The sequence below is a fragment of the Bacillus sp. RCC_6_1 genome (assembly GCF_041360755.1).
Classification (GTDB): Bacteria; Bacillota; Bacilli; order Bacillales; family Bacillaceae_G; genus Bacillus_A; species Bacillus_A cereus.
The window spans coordinates 18,248-36,056 of sequence record NZ_JBFUPV010000016.1; the positions used below are offsets into that span (position 1 = coordinate 18,248).

Here is a 17,809-nt window from a genome sequence, read left to right on the forward strand (position 1 = left end):
GACATGGATATTAACTATATGATGCCTTTTCAGGAAGGCGAAATGCTTCCTTATATGGGAAGAATAGTAGATGTAAAACGAACAGAAACAGGAGTTTTTATACAAGTACCTGCTGACATGTTAGATAATGCAGGGATTGCCAACGATACAAGTAAAGTTGAGGTATGGAGGGACATGGCTGACGGGACTATTGGCTTTAGAGTTTTAACGAAATGTGAGTTATGTGGTTGTGGAGCCAAATTATATGAATTGAACTTAGGAGTTGCTAAAAGGCGCATTTGTGCAAATGATTATTTTAAACTTACAGGTGAATATCCTCCACAAGAACCGCCAACATCAACTAATGAAAATAACACACAAACAGAGCAGGAGCAGCCATAAGCTGTTTTTTATTTTGCACAAAATACGGCTTTTGTTTTGGAATTTCTGCGATACATTCACCATAAGTAAGGTTGTCTCATATTATATAAAGATTGCTTTATTAAGATTTTAAAAGGATGTGAATACAGTGGAAGATGTATATGTAAAAATCGACAGTTTAAAAGCAGAACAAAAAGAAATTATGCGAGATATTCGTAATTTAGAAACTCGCACAACAATTAATCAGAAAGACATTGCCACAATTAATAAGCAATTAGAAAAGATTAGCATGAATACAACTTGGATTTTACGAATTATTATTAGTGCAATTACTATGTCAGTCTTGGGTTTAATATTAAAAGGGATGATTTAATATCTTAAAATAAAGGTACTTATTGAGAGAGGGACAAGCGTCTCTCTTTTTTATTATAAATAAGGAGATGGAAAGATGGATCGTATTGATATATTAATGAAAGCATTTATAGCCACATTTGGAGGCTTTTGTGGGTATTTTTTGGGAGGATGGGATGCAACATTGAAAATCTTAGTAACGATGGTAGTTATTGATTATTTAACTGGCATGATTGCAGCAGGATATAACGGAGAATTAAAAAGTAAAGTTGGTTTCAAAGGCATCGCCAAAAAGGTGATGCTTTTTCTTTTAGTTGGAGCGGCAGCCCAATTAGATGCAGCATTAGGAAGTAATAGTGCTATTCGTGAAGCGACAATTTTCTTCTTCATGGGTAATGAATTACTTTCACTTTCAGAAAATGCCGGACGAATAGGTATTCCGCTTCCACAAGCTTTAACAAATGCAGTTGAGATTTTAGGCGGTAAACAAAAACAAGAAGATAGAAAAGGAGATGTTAAGTAATGGGACAAATTATTGATATTTCAAAATGGAATGGTGACATTAACTGGCCTATAGCAAAGCAATACATTGATTTCATCATCGCTCGTGCACAAGATGGTTCAAATTATTTAGATCCATTGTATAAAGGGTATGTACAAGCCATGAAGCAACACGGTATTCCTTTTGGTAACTATGCATTTTGTCGATTTGTTTCTGAAAATGATGCACGAATAGAAGCTCGTGACTTCTGGAACCGTGGAGACAAGAGCGCGACAGTCTGGGTTGCAGATGTTGAAGTAAAAACAATGAATGATATGAGAGCGGGCACACAAGCATTTATTGATGAACTACGCCGATTAGGTGCTCAGAAAGTTGGTTTATACGTTGGTCATCATATGTATGCTCCGTTTGGTATGGCAAATGTAAAATCTGACTTTGTTTGGATCCCTCGTTATGGCGGTAACAAGCCAGTTTATCCATGCGATATTTGGCAATACACAGAGACAGGTAATGTACCAGGTATCGGTAAGTGTGATTTGAACCAATTGATTGGAAGTAAACCGTTATCTTGGTTTACAGGAGAGGAACAAACAAAACAATCTGTTGCTAATGGTGGCTATCAATACGTTAAATCTGGTGGGTTTGGCATTTCATTGGTTCAGGAAGTCGTAAATGCTATGAATGAGCGTGGAACAAAAGGGAAAGTTGTCTCTGATCCATTAACTGGTTTAGCGTACTTACAAACTGAAGTACTACCTAATGGCGAGCTTGATAAGATTACAGCTTGGATGGATGAAAGAGACTGGTGGTACGAGTACATTAAAAAATAAAACAAAAGAATAGTTTGATTAACAAAAAGCTGTCCTGTTGGGCAGCTCTTTTTTATTAAAAAAAGAAGTAGAAGTAAAAATATAAGATTAAGTTACTTGTCCAAACAAATTTTTAAAAAATACATAAAATGCTGGTAGTTAATTGAAATTTTTATAGAAAACTGATAGGAGTGAACATTGTAAATGGATGATTTAAATAAATTTTCTTCCTTTAAGTTTGATAAGGATCAAAAAAATATAATTATAGACCTTTTACTCTCAGATATTTTTAACAGGCATGGGATAAATGAAGAAAAGTTAAAAAATTTATCACCAGAAAAAAAGCAGCAAATTAAAAGTATTGTTTCTGAAATACAATCACAGGTTAATAATTATTTAGATTGAAAGGGGGTGAACTTATGGACAAAACATGTCATTCAGATGGAAATAAAAAGTGGAGTGCATTAGATTCTTCAAATCCTCATCCGTCTTTTAAAAATGCTAACGTTTCTGAAGCTGCTGCACAAGAAAGTAAAACGTACCAAATTTCTGAAGAATCTATTACAATCGTTGATTCAGCAGATGTAGAAGTTACGACTACAGATACAAAAGCTGCGTTATCTATTCAAGCAGCATTACAAGCAGCTATCGTGGTTATAATAAGTATTTCTATAGCAGATAGTGAAAAAGCAGATCGTGTAGCACAAGAATTGTTTCAAAAGTCATCTGTTAAACAAGTTAATAAACAAGAAACTGTTATTAGAAATTCTAGAAATGTTACAGTTACGACTACGGATACAGACATAGCAGTAAATGTTCAAATTCTTCTCCAAATTTTATTAGCTTTACTAGTAAAATTAAATATTTTATAAAATGTTTAACTTGTTTTTTATCTAGTGATTCTTACAGGTGAATATTCACTGTTTTAATTATAGTACAGGCTATAAATATTTATCATGACTGGACAAATATTGACGTTTGCAAAAATATTAATGTAAATAAACAATGTAATGGAAAATAAAGTCTAGTTATTTGTTAAGAAGAGAAAAGCTGGATCCTGTCTTGGATTCAGCTTTTAAAATTTAAGCAGTATAGATTAAAAAAATTATATTAAATTAAAAGTGAATTTGTACATTATTCGTTTTAGAGCATATAAACCATAACGATATGGATAAATGCACCAGTAATATATTTAATTCCGAATATTAACGGTATAGGTAAATAAAAATAAGCGGTTAACAAAAACTAAACGCTTACTCTATGTTATGCTTGATCGGATTGAAGAACATGTAAAGGAGGGGGAATAATCCAACCTTTTTTCTTATTTAATCTCAGTAAAGTAACACCAGCTTGTGCTTTTTTCATATGGAATTGTCCAAACATCATTCCTACATCTTCTCTAAGAGATTGTCCCATAGCCTGACTACATGCTACTAATCCAGCAGCAAGATCCATAGAAACTTTAGCTGCAATTTCTGCATCATTAATACGAGCACCAGGAGGAATTGTTTCAATAGATGCAACTGGGCGTTCGGGAGGCGCTGGTGGTAATGCCACCCCATTTAATTTCAACAAGTTTTTTAATTCTTCAACTTCCGATTGGATATCATTTTCTATAAGGTTTTCTAAAAATTTTTTTAAGTCTTCGTCTCCGGTATGATTAACGAGAACTTGGTAACCAGCAATTGCACCTTGTGCTCCTGCAAGGTAACTCCAAAGTGCAAAAACTTCTCCATAATGCATTGGTTCATTTTGGGGATTGCCACTTAATACTCCCATTTTAAGATGCCTCCTTAAATTGAAAAAATTTTTTGAAAGACTTTTTACCATAGAAAAAATGGTTTTAAAAATGTTCCGTAATAAAGAAAACGGGTTTCTAAAGTTCATTTGGAACACCCTAACTACAAGTAATACTTTCTCAATCTATAATGTACAAATATAAAGAATATATTCCTAATAATTTGGACTTACAGTCGAATTAATGATTACATAAAAAATCCAGCTCATAAAGGAGCTGGGATTTTAATCAATTATAATACGATTAATTTTATAAATTATTTAAACTTAAATGTAAAGAGGAAAGAAAGAATCTGGAACTATGCTAGTAAAAATGATTGTATTTATGAGGAAATATGTCTTTAGAAGAAATACAAAAAAACTGCTAACAAATTTGCAAACGAACTTGCTAACACTTATACAGAATAGACATAAATTATCGCTGATATGTCTTCTTTGAAAATAGCTTTAATCAGTTAAATCACACTTATACGAAATGCTCATAAAAATCGTCTTAATATCTTGTTGTAAAAGATTCTTTAAAGCTGGATCTTGGGCGACACTGGCCATTACAGCAGATTTCTTCATACAAACGTTTTTAAAAGTTAACATTTCGTGTAATTCATTTATTTCATGAACGCCTTTTACTTTTTCCTCCAAGGTTTTCACGCCTCTTCTTTTTTGTTACAAAGGGAGATAGGAGTGAAGTAATCAAAGTAAACAAGTTCCGTTATGAAAGGAATCAATCATTCTTTCTCCTATTTCCCTCTGCCATATTATGAGGTTAAAACTAGAACTTATCCTTCGAAAATTAATTGCCATAAAATGGAATATATATTTTTCTGTGATTCATAGCATATTAAAACCATAGGAGGTGAAACGATATGGCAAAAAATAATAGTAAAAGCCGTAATGAATTATTAGTTCAAGGTGCTGAAAATGCAATTGATCAAATGAAGTATGAGATTGCACAAGAGTTTGGTGTACAACTTGGTGCAGATACAACTTCTCGTGCAAATGGTTCTGTTGGTGGTGAAATTACGAAACGTCTTGTAGCTTTAGCAGAACAACAACTTGGCGGTGGAATTATTCGTTAATTTCATTTCAAACTAAGTGATTACAGTTATTCATATCAATTGAACATTAGAACACTAAAGTAAACCCTTATAATAATTACATTTGTACTCAAAGATTGTGGATAAATTTCAGTAATAATCTTTGAGTATTTTGTTTTACTTTCAAAGATTAGGTATGAAAATACTTTTATCATGTATGGTAAGCAAAATGTTATACGAAAAAGTATAATCCATAGTTTGTTACTTATATTGAAAAGCATCTTTATGATGTTATTTTTGAAAGGAAGGTATTTGAGAATGGGTATATTAAGTGGAAATCCTCAAAATGAGCCTTTACATTACGGAGAAGTTTTTGATATTTGGAGTGCTCTTCTTACAGCGCAAGGTGCCATTGCCGGATATCAAGTATACATAAATCATACTGGTGATGAAGAGCTGAAGAAATTCTTAGATAATTTAATTGAGAATGATATGAATTTAGAAGTAGAAGAATTAAAAACTCTTTTAAAGGTAAATGGGGTCGCTTTACCACCCGCCCCTCCAGAAAGACCGAATGCATCAATTGAAGATATTCCTCCTGGGGCACGCATTAATGATGCGGAAATTGCGGCTGCTGTTTCAGCAAGTTTAGCAGCAGGGCTTGTGACATGTAGTCAGGTGATGGGAAAATGTCTTCGAGAAGATGTAGGGATGCTATTTGGACAATTCCATATGAAAAAAGCACAGGCAGGTGTGGCTTTGCTACGTTTAAGTAAGAAAAAAGGATGGGTAGTTTTACCTCCATTACATGTGAAAAACTCTGATCAAGCATAATATAAAATAAAGAAGTGGCATAGGCCGCTTCTTTATTTTTCTTTATTGGATAATTTCTCAAATTGGGATTTTTTTATTGTAGAAGAATCTATATATTCATCTGACATTTCCATAGCATAGTTATCATGGTGAATTTGATTATGTTCTCTTGATGTATCCTCTTCATGTAGTACTACCTTCTTCATATAAATATGGAAGAAAACTTCTATCCCACCTATAATCAAAGCAGCTACAAATGAAGAAAAACCAATATTACGAGTGAAATCTGAATTAGTTAATAGGTATGTTAGAAACCAGATTCCAAAAAAGCTTAAGCCAAAATCTGCAATTGTAGCAATCATGTTTCCGTACTTAGGTAAAATAAAGAGATCTCCGATTAAATAAGCAGCTCCTGTAAGGAGAAGAGAAATCAATAATACCCTAGGGATTGAAATGTCTTGAAAAATACCAAGTATGATTAGTAATACTGCAGTAATAGCTGTGTATTTAATTAATAAGGCAACAATATGTTTCATTATTTTCCTCCATTATTTGAAAAGTATATAGAATGAAATATTTCATTAAAAACGGGTTATGCTTTTATAGAGCGTAACCCGTTTTACATTGTAATGGAGGCCTATTTATGATATCCCATGGCACGTATGTTATATTTCGTTCTCCTATACACTATTATTTTGAGCTTAAAGAGCATCAATTATACCTTTGAATTCGTGGTCGTAATTACCAATTAATTAACTATATATTTTATCATGTAATTTAACATATTAAAGAAAGAAGGAGGTGAATTAACATGTCAAACAATAACAGTGGAAGCAGCAACCAATTATTAGTACGTGGCGCTGAACAAGCTCTTGATCAAATGAAATATGAAATTGCTCAAGAATTTGGAGTGCAACTTGGTGCAGATGCAACAGCTCGTGCAAACGGATCTGTTGGTGGTGAAATTACAAAACGTCTTGTATCATTAGCTGAGCAACAACTTGGCGGTGGCGTTACTCGTTAATTTTATATACGAAATGGATATAGAGGAGAGGCATGCTGTCTCTCCTTTCTCATACATTTTTTTTAGTAAACAAGCTTAGTAGCGTTAGAATTTTTTTAGATTTACAACTATAACTCGAATTTATCTGTTTAACTTTTAGACTCACGAGGTTTTAAATACATAATTAATTTTTGCGAAATAAAAGGATAAAAGATGCGAGGTTGTATTTGATACGAAAGGAGCAGAAAAAATGAAATATGAAGCGTTATTTACAGTTGAGATTTCTGTAGGAAGTGAAAGAGTAGCAAACCATAAAATAAAGGCCCATGATGTTATTGATGTTGTTGAAAAGCTTGCTGAGAAGTATTTAAGTGATCATGAGGGACATTCTCAAAATGAATAAAGGAGAATGGTGATATGACCTGTCATGATGTTAATAACGAAACGAAAGAAAAAAAAGATTTAAAATGGTGGCAACTCTCACTTATTGGGATTGGTTGTACGATAGGGACGGGCTTTTTTTTAGGATCCAGTATAGGAATTAAAATAGGTGGTTCTTCAATTATTCTTATTCTTATTTTAACTGGATTCACTACTTATATTGTATTTGAGGCATTGGCAAAAATGGCTGTAGAAGATCCGCAAAAAGGATCTTTTCGCATTTATTCAAGAAAAGCTTTTGGAAATTGGGCGGGTTTTAGTCATGGATGGACATATTGGTGTTCTGAACTGCTTATTATGGGTAGCCAGTTGAGTGCGTTAGGAATCTTTTCACGCTACTGGTTTCCTAAAATACCATTATGGATATTTGCTGCTATATATGGAGTAGCGGCTATATTAATTATTTTTATAGGGGTAAAGATATTCGAACGTTTAGAGAAATGGATGGCTATTATAAAAATCGTTGCTATTATAGGTTTTATTGTAATTGCTATTCTAGTTATTTTAGGATTTATAGAGGGTGGTTTATATAAAGCACAAATTCCGCGGAATTTTAAAGATTGGTTTCCTAATGGATTAAAAGGCACTTGGTCCTCTCTAATTTATGCATTTTATGCATTTGGAGGAATTGAAATTATGGGGTTAATGACAATAAGACTTAAAGACCCTAAAGATGCACAAAAATCCGGGAGAGTAATGTTACTGATTTTAACGATTATTTACGTAGTCTCTTTAGGGTTGGCAATTATGATGGTTCCATTAAACCAGTTTAATACGAAAGAAAGCCCTTTTGTAATAGCGTTACAAGACTATAATTTGCCGTATGTTCCATTTATTCTAAATGTAGTATTAATTTTAGCGGGCTTCTCAACGTTAGTTGGTTCATTATTTGCAGTGACAAGTGTATTAATGAACTTAGCTGAAGAGGGGGATGCGCCTGCGATGTTCGCTAAAAAAAATAAAAAAAACATCTCTTTTCCAGCTTTAATTCTTATCGTAATGGGGCTTGGTGCTTCTATTCTTAGCGCTTTATTACTACCAAAAAATATATATGAGTATGTAACAACTGCAGCTGGATTAATGTTGTTATATACATGGAGTTTAATTCTTCTTTCCTTTTGGAGACTAATGAATCCAAAAGGGTGGATGCAGGTAAAAAGTATCATTGGTCTTATTATGATTGCACTAGCTGTTAGTGGAACACTCTTGCAAAAAACAACTCGTTTTGGTTTTCTAGTGAGCTTGTTGTTTTTAGGGATAGTTATTATTGTTACTATAATTGTTCATTTTGTCTCAAGAAAAAGAAATACAGCTATATGAAGTATCTTTCTGTTCACAATAGGAATAGTATGTCAGAATTAAATAATAGAAGTTATTGAAAAATAATTTGGTAAGTTTGAAAACCAAAATATAAACCATAAATAATAAGTGATATACCAGATACTACCGTTATAAGAGACAATATACGAGCATTCAAAATTTTACGAAATATACTAGATGTACTTGCCATCGTAATATCCCATATAAAAATACCTAAAATAATCCCCAAGCTATATAACAAAAGCTGCTCTTTATTATAGGAAGAAGCGGCTTTTGCTAATATAGAGCCAAAAATTCCAAGCCAAAATAGAATTGTTAATGGATTAGATAAAGACATAAAGAAACCAGAAAAGAAGCTTTTAATAATTGAATCATCATTTTTAGTATTACTAATGCTAATTTGATTTGCATTTTTTAAACTTTCGATGCCTGTATAGATTAAAACAAAAGCTCCGAAAGACCATAAGAAAAGTTTTATAATATCTTTTTCAAGGAAATGAATTACACCTAAATAAATAAGTGCCATGTAGATAACATCTGCAATTAAGGCTCCTATACCGAGGATCCAAGCGTGAAAAAAACCACTCCTAATACCTTTTTCTAGTTGTGCAGCATTTATAGGCCCCATCGGAGCAGATAATGATAAACCTAAAAAAACATAGCTTAAAAATATGCCCACGTATGATATGCTCCTCCCACTAAATTTGATCTATATTAAATCTATTCAGTGGTTAAAGTTTGTACAACTAAATAATAAAAAGCAGAGGGAATTACTTATGTTTATGCAAGTATTTTATTATTCGAGAAAACGGACACTTTGATGGAATGGTTTCATCATCACGTAAAAAATATTGCTGCCATTCATAATTATCTTTTTCACCATAATCTTTAAGAGAAGGGTGAATAGGAGCTTTGTCATAAGCGCCTAGACGTTGACGTATTAAGTGTTTTAGTTTTTTACTACGTTTCTCAGAGCTCATAATTCCCTGTAAAACCCATCTAGGGGTTAAAGCTAGCATCATGCATGAAAAGTGTCTACTTCGTCTATTGACATGAGCAGGTGTAGCGCAGTAAACGAAATAAGATTCATTATGAAAGCAAAATTCCCAAGTATTCTCCATAGGGTTATTTGGAATGTGTGTAGGCCATTCCATCTCGTCCAAACGGCTAGTTGTATTAAGTAGAGACCAATAGATATGTTCAAAATCTTCAACTGTAGTTTCTCGCTCTAAATCTATTGGTGTATGAATAAAAACAATAAGTGAGGCGTATTGACCTGTTTCTCTAGAACATTCAGTATACTCTTTAAGTAATACAGCAAAATCCGCGCTAGTATTCATATTTCTAGGATCACCAATGAATCCGTACCTGAGGTGATTGGCTGTAAAGCCGTGTTGGGCTGGTATACAAGGGAAAGGTTTATGTTTATCTGTCATTTTCAATTTGAAAGAACGAAAAGCTTCTTGCTGCCAATGTGGAAGGTTAATAATATTTTTTTGTAAAGAGTCTTTATCATAAAGTATAGTCATCTTTTTATCCCTCCTAAGTCATAATATGTAGCCTATTAATTATTTAGGAATAGGTGACTAACACGACTAAAATAATTATTTTTCAATCTATAAAAATAAAAGGATTTAATGAAGAATCCCCTTCAATGTAGTTACTTTAATAGTTAATTTTTAATAATGTATAAATTTAAGTAGCTATAACATTTAAAAAATATATAAGGAATATGTAGGTACAATGTTCACATTTATATTTTCTAACTAGTATGGTTTATAACGAAATAAGAAAGGATGTATTATGATGTGGATTTTTAAAGAAGAAAAAATTAAATTTATAGATTGTAAAGGCGAAGAAGTCATTTTGAAAATTAAAGTTAAAGATATAAAAAAGTAGGGAGAGGAATTAAGATTATTTTACTTTGATTAACATATAAAATGGAAATTAATGATAAATCAGGTTGAAATAAATTCATGTAGTATAGGCCCTTTTTGTATTTTTTTGCATAATGTAGCATGAATGAATTTTAAGGGGGAACATTTATGTCTTATCCTAATCAGTTAGCTTGGCATGAAACATTGGATTTACATGAATTAGTTGCTTTTCAAGCAAACGGTTTAATCAAATTAAAAAAATCAGTTAGGAATGTACCGGATCAAGCACTTCAATCGTTATATATTAAAGCTATAAATGCCATCCAAAATAATCTACAAGAGTTAGTACAATTTTATCCTTATGCTCCTGGATTTCAATCACAGCATCGTGATGAAACTGGATTTTATGCTGGAGATTTGCTTGGGTTAGCAAAGACATCAGTTCGAAATTATGCAATAGCGATTACTGAAACGGCAACACCGCGACTTAGAGAAGTTTTAACCCGTCAAATAAATGGTGCTATACAATTACACGCACAGGTTTTTAATTTTATGTATGAACGTGGTTACTATCCAGCTTATGATTTAAAGCAGCTATTAAAAAATGATGTGCAGAATGTGCAAAAGGCGATACAAATGCAATATTAAAATAAAGATATGGAAATTATCTTTAGAAGAAAACTATAGTTATATATAGGTCAAATAGTTAAGACTAAATGGTAATTTCCATTGTTAATAAATTAATTAAATTATACAAATATAAATTTATTCTAAAATATTTAAGAAATTATACAAAGGCTATTTTAGAATAGGAGAACCCATGTTTAAGAACTTTTTAGAGAATTACTTTCTAAATAGAAATAGATGTTTGTATAATATGTGATGATGCTTGGTAAAAAAGTTATTATGAGGAATCTCGTGAACTAGAATATTTAGTCAAGCTATAACGGATGTTTGTACATGTTTTAAACAGGAGAGTCATTCATTTTGAATTAACTTTGTTTAGTTTTCATTTGAAAAACAGACAAAAAATAAAAAAGTAGAAATAAAATATATAAATTCCAAACACTTGGAATTGTAGATATTCCGAAATAGATTGCACCAGGTAATAACCAAATACTGCAAATTAAAATAAAAATATTTTCTCTTTTAACTATTGAAATGGTCGTCCAAAAAGAGGGGAGTAGTAACATGAAAAGAACCGTGATGAAAAATTCTTTATTAGATAGTTGATCGCTATGCGGATTAAAATATAGAAATAATAGCGAAAGTAAAAAGATACTTATAGATGAAATCAATCCTACATAAACATGAATATTGTTTTTCATAATTAAGATTCTCCCCTCAATAACAATCTTCTTCTAATTCTATTTTTCAACTGCATATTTTATGTAATTGTTCTATAAATAAAAGAGCAGTTAGCAAAAGCTAACTGCAGTGAGAAATTTACATCCATGAAATTAAGGAGTATAACTATCTCATGGGTTAAGTATAGTATGAACAAAAAAATTAAGCTTATACTAAAAAATTAAAAAGAGCAGTTATCTATATTAACTGCTCTAACAAACACTGCAACAAGGGATGTCTTTGGGGAAAAACACCTTGAATTTAGTATTAACGGAATATTGGTTTTTATTCGAGATAACTAAAACTTGATTTACTTGTAAAATCGATATAAATAGCAGCTAGTTTTTGCTAGCTGCTTGGCTGATTCTTTAGGAAATAGGAGAAAAGATTATCTTCTCATTTATAGTATTGACGGAAGGTTTAGTTTTATTCAGGGCATAAATGAAAATTTGAGCTATTTATTTTTTAAGTTGCAAAATAAAAGGAAAAGAAACAGGGTGATTTAGCTGGTAAGGATTATTTGTTTGTATCCGTGTATGTAATAGAAGAAATATAAAAAAGTGCTAACAAGTTTGCAAACGAACTTGCTAACACCTATACAAAATAGACATAATTTATCACTGATATGTCACCTTTGAAAATAGCATTAATTAATGATATAACACTTATACGAGATGCTTATAAAATCATTCTTAATATCAAGAATATAATCATCCAGATATTCCTTTACTTTTAAGACGGAAACGAGGCATGATATTGATTTCTACCTCAGAGTTTGCGTCAAATAATAAAAAAATACGGTTTGTAAAACTAAAAATACAACAAGCTACAACCGGTATGAAATGGATTAAAATATTTAGAAATTTAAAAGATGATTTTCAAATAGGGGGGGAGGTGGATTTAGACCATATTCTCCAATATCCGAAAGATTATATTGTAGGGGAAAATAAAAGGGTGTTATTTCCATACAATGAGAGAATTTATAAAGTTCAAGGTACTAAAATAGAACCGGGTATAAAAGTAAAGGAAAGAGAGTATTTATTTAAAGAATTTCAGCGTAAATTCTCTTATTTCACAATACTTCCAGAATGTAAAAAGGTAGCAACAAATAACAAAAATGAATTATTTCCTTTATTTGCACCAAAAGGATTAGAGACATTAACATTAGAGGTTTGGTCTGAAAATATAGTGCTGGAAATAGAACAAGCATTACTTGATAGTGAAATTATTTTGACTAAAGTTGGTGAAAATACTTATGTATTGAATACAGATTTTCCAGTGTTATTAAAGGTTGTGAGATACAATATTGAAAAGGTGTTACAAAATCCATATAAAATGCAATATTGCCAAAAATATAAAACAAATCTTGTAGATGATGTTACGAAAGCTGTCTATGCTACCGCGGGCGAGCGCAGTGATGCGACATTAGCATTAATCGCATTGAAAAATTGTGATGGACGAGAAAAAATTGATCCAAAACAAATCATTAGAGAGGGATTTGCACGAGCAAACCGTATTTCAACATTTATTAATTTATTTATAGGCCAAAGTGTATCGCGTAAAACAATTGTAAATAGTGTTTTTAGTTTATTAGAGCAAAAAGGATTTTTGAAGCGTAGTTGGAATAAGATAAATTTACCTTGTATATATGTTAATTTATCAATTGAACGAATATCGAAATTTGATTTCTTACCTATTCTTTCAAAAATAAAAGGAAAAGAAATTTTATATAAATTATATGGGAATACAGAATGGCAAACGATTGATTACGTATTATTAAATATAAATAAACATAATGCATTTTTACCACAACCATCAAAGAGAAATGATATGGGAGCTCTTTTTAAACAATATGTTTCCGAAACATTAATGGAAATTGTAAAATATGCAAAAGAACAAAATGAACAAGTTTACTTCATTGTAGATGCAAATTTGAGAAGGTATTGGATAAAAAAGTTACAAAATAAAGAAATTAATACAGATATTTTACCTGATATTGTTCCAGAGGTGTTAAAGGTTCCAAATTTAAATATTATTAGAATAAATACAGGTTTTGATGTACCAAGTTACGGTGTAATAGAATGTGATGATGCTCTAGATAGCATTGGCTTATATGCAGATCAAAAAGGGATGTATTATAGCACTGGTGAATATTCACTTAATTGTAGTGGGATTTTTCAGCGATATATACTTGAAATTCTACCATTAGGTGTAAAACCTGTAGAAAGGGATTATATCGCTAAAATGATACATTACATGTGCTGTAATTCTAGTATGCTTTCGAAAAAGAATGTACACATGACATATTCCATGCATATGGAAAAGGTAATAAAGAGTTATATTACTGACATAGATGCAAGAGAGTTTAAAGAATTTGATGATGAATTGGATGTAGATGTAGTAAAAGTAGAAAAGAAAGATTCAATTATTCTACTTTAAATACTAGTAAACAAATCCTGCTCGTTATATCGATCAGGATTTGTCATTTTTTCATGTAAATAAGGATATCCTTTGTCAAGTATCTTTTCGTTTACATATTTACTTTATGTGCAGACAGGATTAATATGTTTTTTATAAATACAAAAACTATTTCATATGGAAAAATGATTTTTATTAATTGAAAAAATTTGAAAGGAATGGGGAATTGTGAAGAAATTAGATGTGCTCTTAATGCTACTGAGCGGCCTCTTTCCAATTGCAGGACTTACAAAGCAAATCCCTCTAGAACAATCTATATATATTGGAGGGCTTTTATTTTTTACTAGTTTCGGTAGTTATTTTGCTAAAAAGATGTATTCACGTATATGCAGTTGGATAGCGTATGCGCCATTTATAACATTACTGTTAGTTATTTGGCATCAAGATATTTCAACAAGCTCAATCATAGCAAATGCGAAAATTGCTGCATGTGTCGCGTTAATTCCATGTTTATTCCGTTTTCGTACATATGGGCTTACTTTGGGCTTATTCTCATTATGGGCCGCTTTACTATGGGATATAAAAGAAGTACAGTCGTTAGTCATACTTGAACGCATAACGAGTTTAATGACAAGCCATTATGTATATATATTACTATTAATTGGAGGACTTGTAATAGGAGGATTACTTGCGATGTTCATTCACCGCAAAGAGAAAGATAATAATAAAGAAAATATAAATCTACTTGGACCAAAAAAGAAACGCAAAAGATTATCATTTAAGATTCGTCTTCCAAGATTACCGAAATTAAAGATGAAACTATTTAAGTTTGGTGGGAAAGAATCTAAAAGTAAAATGCCAGAAAAAATCCATGAATATAAGTACGAAGAACCAGTTGCAACATATGAAATGACAGAGAAAATAGATCCATATAAAGAAAATGCAGTTCAAGGTCAAACAAGGATGGAACGCCGAAGAAATAGGTATAATGCATAATGAAGTTTAATAACCCCGTAATGACTTATCTTAATATTGATAAATCATTACGGTTTTTTTATGTAATGAAATGAAGGTTGCTATTGCGGAGGGGAATAGCATATTTTATAGATAGGAACTAAAATAAGGGGAGGATAAAATGCTTATCATTACATATATATCTGCTTGCATATTATTTTTAGTTAGCTTTTTACATGTATATTGGGCTTTCGGAGGTAATTGGGGGACAAATAGTGTTATTCCAACTAAATCAGGGGAAAAGGCGTTTACACCTCGCGCCGGAATGACATTGTTCATTGCATTATTATTAAGTGTGGCAGCAATAATTTTGTTGCAACAAGCAAATATTGTTCATTTTGCAGTTCCTAATGTTATTATTCAAGTCGGTTCCTGGATTTGTATGATTGTCTTTTCTATTAGAGTGATTGGTGAGTTTAACTATTTTGGTATCTTTAAACGACAAAAAGATACGCACTTTGCAAGAATGGATACCGGTTTATATATTCCACTTTGTGCATTTTTATCTTTATCTTTCTTATTAGCAATAATTTTGTGAGTGAATAATAGTAGTTTCTTTTCTCAACATATATGTAAACGTGAGAAATCTAAGAGTAAATAAAAAGGATGTAAGCGCCTTCTTGTCGAAATGTAAATTATTATGAAAGGCGGTGACACTATGAAGTATGTAAAAGTTAGTATGAATGGTGGAAGTGAACATAAATTCTCAATGACTTTAGATCGGTTTAAAGAACTTATTACTACAGAGAATGGGATATTAGAAAATAAATTAGTATGTATTGAAAATGTAATGATTAATCCTACTAATATATCTTCTGTAGTTGAAAAAATTGGTGTACCGGCTAAGTTTATGGAAGCTTAAAATGTTAGATAAAAAACATCCATTAGGGATGTTTTTTAATTTATAAATATGATAATCGTACAGTAAATATTTGAGTAGATTTTATAGCAATGACTATGCATATATTAAGTACCTGAACATGGTTCTTAATACATGCACGAAATAATAAGTACAAGCATATATTATATAGTAGGACAAGATCTTCGTGTCCTACTTAATACTCAGAAAAAACCTCTAATCACATAAGAGCATCCAATTGCAGGGTGCTCTTATTTTTTATGAAAATCTACTACGAGTCTTATTTTATAGTAGGATGCAATAATAAAGGGCTATTTTGAAATAGTGTTCTTTAGCCTTTAATGTTAAATTTATCTTTAACGTTAATAAATATTAAAAATAATATGATAGCAGAAATTAAGTTAGATAAGTAGAAATTTTGATGAAACAGTAGTTCGAAGATGACATAGAAAGTAACGAATAAGGCAATAGCAGGTAGTATGCAAATAAATATAAATCTCCAATTTTTTAAGTAATGTTTATAATTAGTAAGTACTTTCTCCATAAATATAGCTCCTATATTTTTGTTTTTATATAATTATACATTTAGATACAAAGATTTTCAAAGTAAAATATTTAGCAATTCAAAAATATAAGGAGAGCTTTTGTTGAAAATCCAGATTGCTGTAGCAATCTGGATTTGACTTTAAAGAACTATACTAAAATGATACACTATAATCTACGTTATTTTTGAAATGAATAGAGGGATTTGTGTGATAGATAAAATTAAAAATGCTGTAGAGAATATGTACGAAGATGAGGCTAAAGATTTACTTCAAAGTATTCTCATACAGTTAAACTTATTAGAAGAAAACTACAGTGAAGATACAATTAAAAATTTGATGGATATTCCGAAACAATTAACGAGTAATCCTACTTATAAAAGGAATGTAAAAGAAAGTACGCACGTACATATTGCTTTTGATGATTCAACGGCTGGTTGCTTAAAATATATGTTAAGTCAAGAAGAATTATTTGAAGAGAGTGTTGTTGCTTTTTCGGAATTCTTTTCAATTGGACCGATATATAGGTTGCATACGAATGAGGGGCAACTAGCAAGACAGAAGTGGTTAATAAATAACTTAACTGCTTATGATAGTTATTTTGAAGAAGAATATTTATCAAGATTTATAGCAACTATAGAAGAACTACATACTATTCCTGTTGAAACGCCTATTACAATTTGGAAGGCTGATAATGCACATGAACATGTAGGCCTAAGTTTTGTAATGGCACAATTAAAGGATAAGAAAAATATTCGAGTTATTAATACGTCTGAAGCAAGTAGAGAAATATTAAAACAAGAGTATGATATTCGTGGAACGGGAGAATTACCACCTGAAAGTTTAGCTCTATTCCAAAAAAGTTTTATAAAGCTACCTTATTTAACTGAAGAGAAGCGCATGAAGTTTGAAAATGAGTGGGATAGATTATCGGAAAGCATAGAATGTTTAAGAGTTTGGAAAGAAAATGAAGTGCATTCTGTACAGGAAGATTATTTTGATCAATTTATAATTGAATGCGCGAAAAGTGTGGGTGCTGATCGAGAGTTCCTTAAAGCTCCTAGAGTAATTGGTGAAGCACTTGGTCTTGTTGAACAGTTAGTTGGAGATACTTTCTTAGAATATCGCTTGAAACAATTAATTAAACAAGAAGTATTTGAATTTGAAGGTTCGTTAGATGAAATGCGTTTTTATAGTGTGAAGTTAAGGAAATAATAAACATATTCTATTTTTGAAAGGCTCGTATTTTTAATAATACGAGCTTTTTAAGTTGAATTTGGGCTATACATAAGCTTCCCAGAGAGGGCATATCACATATGAAT

At 31.3% G+C, this 17,809-nt stretch carries 23 protein-coding genes; 17 read left to right on the forward strand and 6 right to left on the reverse strand.

Annotated elements, in window-relative coordinates:
* The first annotated feature begins 3 nt into the window (after nucleotides 1-3).
* From AB6801_RS27010 to AB6801_RS27035, 6 genes are all read left to right on the forward strand, one after another.
* Nucleotides 4-381 carry a hypothetical protein gene (locus AB6801_RS27010; RefSeq protein WP_000354139.1) on the forward strand — a complete coding sequence of 126 codons (378 nt, stop codon included), beginning with the start codon at nucleotides 4-6 and terminating at the stop codon, nucleotides 379-381.
* 127 nt (nucleotides 382-508) lie between these two features.
* The gene (locus AB6801_RS27015; protein ID WP_087947554.1) at nucleotides 509-733 is read left to right on the forward strand and encodes a hypothetical protein; all 225 of its coding nucleotides are present in this window, start codon (nucleotides 509-511) and stop codon (nucleotides 731-733) included.
* A gap of 75 nt (nucleotides 734-808) precedes the next feature.
* Complete coding sequence (locus AB6801_RS27020) at nucleotides 809-1,234, forward strand: phage holin family protein (protein WP_098992154.1); 426 nt, start codon at nucleotides 809-811, stop codon at nucleotides 1,232-1,234.
* Nucleotides 1,234-2,043, forward strand: a complete 810-nt coding sequence (locus tag AB6801_RS27025; protein WP_370941246.1) for a GH25 family lysozyme — start codon at nucleotides 1,234-1,236, stop codon at nucleotides 2,041-2,043. The genes AB6801_RS27020 and AB6801_RS27025 overlap by 1 nt, the downstream gene beginning before the upstream one ends.
* A gap of 183 nt (nucleotides 2,044-2,226) precedes the next feature.
* Nucleotides 2,227-2,427 carry a spore coat protein W gene (locus AB6801_RS27030; protein WP_000342253.1) on the forward strand — a complete coding sequence of 67 codons (201 nt, stop codon included), beginning with the start codon at nucleotides 2,227-2,229 and terminating at the stop codon, nucleotides 2,425-2,427.
* Nucleotides 2,428-2,441: 14 nt separating this feature from the next.
* A complete protein-coding gene (locus AB6801_RS27035; RefSeq protein ID WP_098281121.1) occupies nucleotides 2,442-2,894 on the forward strand; it encodes a spore coat protein in 453 nt (150 codons plus the stop codon).
* Between the two features lie 391 nt (nucleotides 2,895-3,285).
* Here the strand turns inward: AB6801_RS27035 and AB6801_RS27040 are convergent, their stop codons facing one another.
* Both AB6801_RS27040 and AB6801_RS27045 read right to left on the reverse strand, forming a co-directional pair.
* Nucleotides 3,286-3,801: a DUF3231 family protein gene (locus tag AB6801_RS27040; protein WP_048560573.1), complete on the reverse strand. Its 516-nt coding sequence runs from the start codon at nucleotides 3,799-3,801 to the stop codon at nucleotides 3,286-3,288.
* 465 nt (nucleotides 3,802-4,266) lie between these two features.
* Complete coding sequence (locus AB6801_RS27045) at nucleotides 4,267-4,458, reverse strand: spore coat protein (RefSeq protein ID WP_370941247.1); 192 nt, start codon at nucleotides 4,456-4,458, stop codon at nucleotides 4,267-4,269.
* Nucleotides 4,459-4,682: 224 nt separating this feature from the next.
* Here AB6801_RS27045 and AB6801_RS27050 point away from each other — a divergent pair, with 224 nt between their 5' ends.
* Both AB6801_RS27050 and AB6801_RS27055 read left to right on the forward strand, forming a co-directional pair.
* The gene (locus tag AB6801_RS27050; protein ID WP_370941248.1) at nucleotides 4,683-4,895 is read left to right on the forward strand and encodes an alpha/beta-type small acid-soluble spore protein; all 213 of its coding nucleotides are present in this window, start codon (nucleotides 4,683-4,685) and stop codon (nucleotides 4,893-4,895) included.
* 276 nt (nucleotides 4,896-5,171) lie between these two features.
* Complete coding sequence (locus AB6801_RS27055) at nucleotides 5,172-5,687, forward strand: DUF3231 family protein (protein WP_370941249.1); 516 nt, start codon at nucleotides 5,172-5,174, stop codon at nucleotides 5,685-5,687.
* A gap of 32 nt (nucleotides 5,688-5,719) precedes the next feature.
* Here the strand turns inward: AB6801_RS27055 and AB6801_RS27060 are convergent, their stop codons facing one another.
* Nucleotides 5,720-6,202, reverse strand: coding sequence for a YndM family protein (locus AB6801_RS27060; protein WP_193409010.1), 483 nt, complete (start codon nucleotides 6,200-6,202; stop codon nucleotides 5,720-5,722).
* Between the two features lie 275 nt (nucleotides 6,203-6,477).
* Here AB6801_RS27060 and AB6801_RS27065 point away from each other — a divergent pair, with 275 nt between their 5' ends.
* From AB6801_RS27065 to AB6801_RS27075, 3 genes are all read left to right on the forward strand, one after another.
* Nucleotides 6,478-6,690 carry an alpha/beta-type small acid-soluble spore protein gene (locus AB6801_RS27065; protein ID WP_000069660.1) on the forward strand — a complete coding sequence of 71 codons (213 nt, stop codon included), beginning with the start codon at nucleotides 6,478-6,480 and terminating at the stop codon, nucleotides 6,688-6,690.
* 229 nt (nucleotides 6,691-6,919) lie between these two features.
* Nucleotides 6,920-7,072, forward strand: a complete 153-nt coding sequence (locus AB6801_RS27070; RefSeq protein WP_167498208.1) for a hypothetical protein — start codon at nucleotides 6,920-6,922, stop codon at nucleotides 7,070-7,072.
* A gap of 14 nt (nucleotides 7,073-7,086) precedes the next feature.
* Nucleotides 7,087-8,430, forward strand: a complete 1,344-nt coding sequence (locus AB6801_RS27075) for an amino acid permease (protein WP_137026818.1) — start codon at nucleotides 7,087-7,089, stop codon at nucleotides 8,428-8,430.
* Between the two features lie 52 nt (nucleotides 8,431-8,482).
* Here the strand turns inward: AB6801_RS27075 and AB6801_RS27080 are convergent, their stop codons facing one another.
* Together AB6801_RS27080 and AB6801_RS27085 are read right to left on the reverse strand one after the other, a co-directional pair.
* Nucleotides 8,483-9,109, reverse strand: coding sequence for a LysE family transporter (locus AB6801_RS27080; RefSeq protein ID WP_137026819.1), 627 nt, complete (start codon nucleotides 9,107-9,109; stop codon nucleotides 8,483-8,485).
* A gap of 91 nt (nucleotides 9,110-9,200) precedes the next feature.
* Nucleotides 9,201-9,959 (reverse strand): YqcI/YcgG family protein, encoded by a 759-nt coding sequence (locus tag AB6801_RS27085; RefSeq protein WP_370941250.1) that lies wholly within the window; start codon nucleotides 9,957-9,959, stop codon nucleotides 9,201-9,203.
* Between the two features lie 516 nt (nucleotides 9,960-10,475).
* Between AB6801_RS27085 and cotF the strand changes: the two genes are divergently transcribed.
* From cotF to AB6801_RS27110, 5 genes are all read left to right on the forward strand, one after another.
* Nucleotides 10,476-10,955 (forward strand): spore coat protein CotF, encoded by a 480-nt coding sequence (gene cotF, locus AB6801_RS27090; protein WP_087994861.1) that lies wholly within the window; start codon nucleotides 10,476-10,478, stop codon nucleotides 10,953-10,955.
* Nucleotides 10,956-12,410: 1,455 nt separating this feature from the next.
* On the forward strand, nucleotides 12,411-14,093 hold the full coding sequence (locus tag AB6801_RS27095) for an RNaseH domain-containing protein (protein ID WP_000626123.1): 1,683 nt from the start codon (nucleotides 12,411-12,413) through the stop codon (nucleotides 14,091-14,093).
* Nucleotides 14,094-14,300: 207 nt separating this feature from the next.
* The gene (locus AB6801_RS27100) at nucleotides 14,301-15,068 is read left to right on the forward strand and encodes a DUF3959 family protein (protein WP_000732183.1); all 768 of its coding nucleotides are present in this window, start codon (nucleotides 14,301-14,303) and stop codon (nucleotides 15,066-15,068) included.
* 139 nt (nucleotides 15,069-15,207) lie between these two features.
* Nucleotides 15,208-15,624: a DUF3995 domain-containing protein gene (locus AB6801_RS27105; RefSeq protein ID WP_000905573.1), complete on the forward strand. Its 417-nt coding sequence runs from the start codon at nucleotides 15,208-15,210 to the stop codon at nucleotides 15,622-15,624.
* 120 nt (nucleotides 15,625-15,744) lie between these two features.
* Entirely contained in the window at nucleotides 15,745-15,948 is a 204-nt protein-coding gene (locus AB6801_RS27110) for a hypothetical protein (RefSeq protein WP_000878372.1), read from the forward strand.
* A 328-nt stretch (nucleotides 15,949-16,276) separates the two neighbouring features.
* Here the strand turns inward: AB6801_RS27110 and AB6801_RS27115 are convergent, their stop codons facing one another.
* On the reverse strand, nucleotides 16,277-16,489 hold the full coding sequence (locus AB6801_RS27115) for a hypothetical protein (RefSeq protein WP_000416828.1): 213 nt from the start codon (nucleotides 16,487-16,489) through the stop codon (nucleotides 16,277-16,279).
* A gap of 208 nt (nucleotides 16,490-16,697) precedes the next feature.
* On the opposite strand from AB6801_RS27115, the gene AB6801_RS27120 reads away from it, so the two are divergent.
* The gene (locus tag AB6801_RS27120) at nucleotides 16,698-17,702 is read left to right on the forward strand and encodes a DUF1835 domain-containing protein (RefSeq protein ID WP_087964760.1); all 1,005 of its coding nucleotides are present in this window, start codon (nucleotides 16,698-16,700) and stop codon (nucleotides 17,700-17,702) included.
* Nucleotides 17,703-17,809: the final 107 nt, after the last annotated feature.

Excerpts from the sequence above, each read along its gene's own strand:
- AB6801_RS27010 (WP_000354139.1), top strand. The coding sequence starts at position 4 with ATGGATATTAACTATATGATGCCTTTTCAGGAAGGCGAAATGCTTCCT.
- AB6801_RS27020 (WP_098992154.1), top strand. The coding sequence starts at position 809 with ATGGATCGTATTGATATATTAATGAAAGCATTTATAGCCACATTTGGA.
- AB6801_RS27025 (WP_370941246.1), top strand. The coding sequence starts at position 1,234 with ATGGGACAAATTATTGATATTTCAAAATGGAATGGTGACATTAACTGG.
- AB6801_RS27030 (WP_000342253.1), top strand. The coding sequence starts at position 2,227 with ATGGATGATTTAAATAAATTTTCTTCCTTTAAGTTTGATAAGGATCAA.
- AB6801_RS27035 (WP_098281121.1), top strand. The coding sequence starts at position 2,442 with ATGGACAAAACATGTCATTCAGATGGAAATAAAAAGTGGAGTGCATTA.
- AB6801_RS27040 (WP_048560573.1), bottom strand. The coding sequence starts at position 3,801 with ATGGGAGTATTAAGTGGCAATCCCCAAAATGAACCAATGCATTATGGA.
- AB6801_RS27050 (WP_370941248.1), top strand. The coding sequence starts at position 4,683 with ATGGCAAAAAATAATAGTAAAAGCCGTAATGAATTATTAGTTCAAGGT.
- AB6801_RS27055 (WP_370941249.1), top strand. The coding sequence starts at position 5,172 with ATGGGTATATTAAGTGGAAATCCTCAAAATGAGCCTTTACATTACGGA.
- AB6801_RS27060 (WP_193409010.1), bottom strand. The coding sequence starts at position 6,202 with ATGAAACATATTGTTGCCTTATTAATTAAATACACAGCTATTACTGCA.
- AB6801_RS27065 (WP_000069660.1), top strand. The coding sequence starts at position 6,478 with ATGTCAAACAATAACAGTGGAAGCAGCAACCAATTATTAGTACGTGGC.
- AB6801_RS27070 (WP_167498208.1), top strand. The coding sequence starts at position 6,920 with ATGAAATATGAAGCGTTATTTACAGTTGAGATTTCTGTAGGAAGTGAA.
- AB6801_RS27075 (WP_137026818.1), top strand. The coding sequence starts at position 7,087 with ATGACCTGTCATGATGTTAATAACGAAACGAAAGAAAAAAAAGATTTA.
- AB6801_RS27085 (WP_370941250.1), bottom strand. The coding sequence starts at position 9,959 with ATGACTATACTTTATGATAAAGACTCTTTACAAAAAAATATTATTAAC.
- cotF (WP_087994861.1), top strand. The coding sequence starts at position 10,476 with ATGTCTTATCCTAATCAGTTAGCTTGGCATGAAACATTGGATTTACAT.
- AB6801_RS27105 (WP_000905573.1), top strand. The coding sequence starts at position 15,208 with ATGCTTATCATTACATATATATCTGCTTGCATATTATTTTTAGTTAGC.
- AB6801_RS27110 (WP_000878372.1), top strand. The coding sequence starts at position 15,745 with ATGAAGTATGTAAAAGTTAGTATGAATGGTGGAAGTGAACATAAATTC.
- AB6801_RS27115 (WP_000416828.1), bottom strand. The coding sequence starts at position 16,489 with ATGGAGAAAGTACTTACTAATTATAAACATTACTTAAAAAATTGGAGA.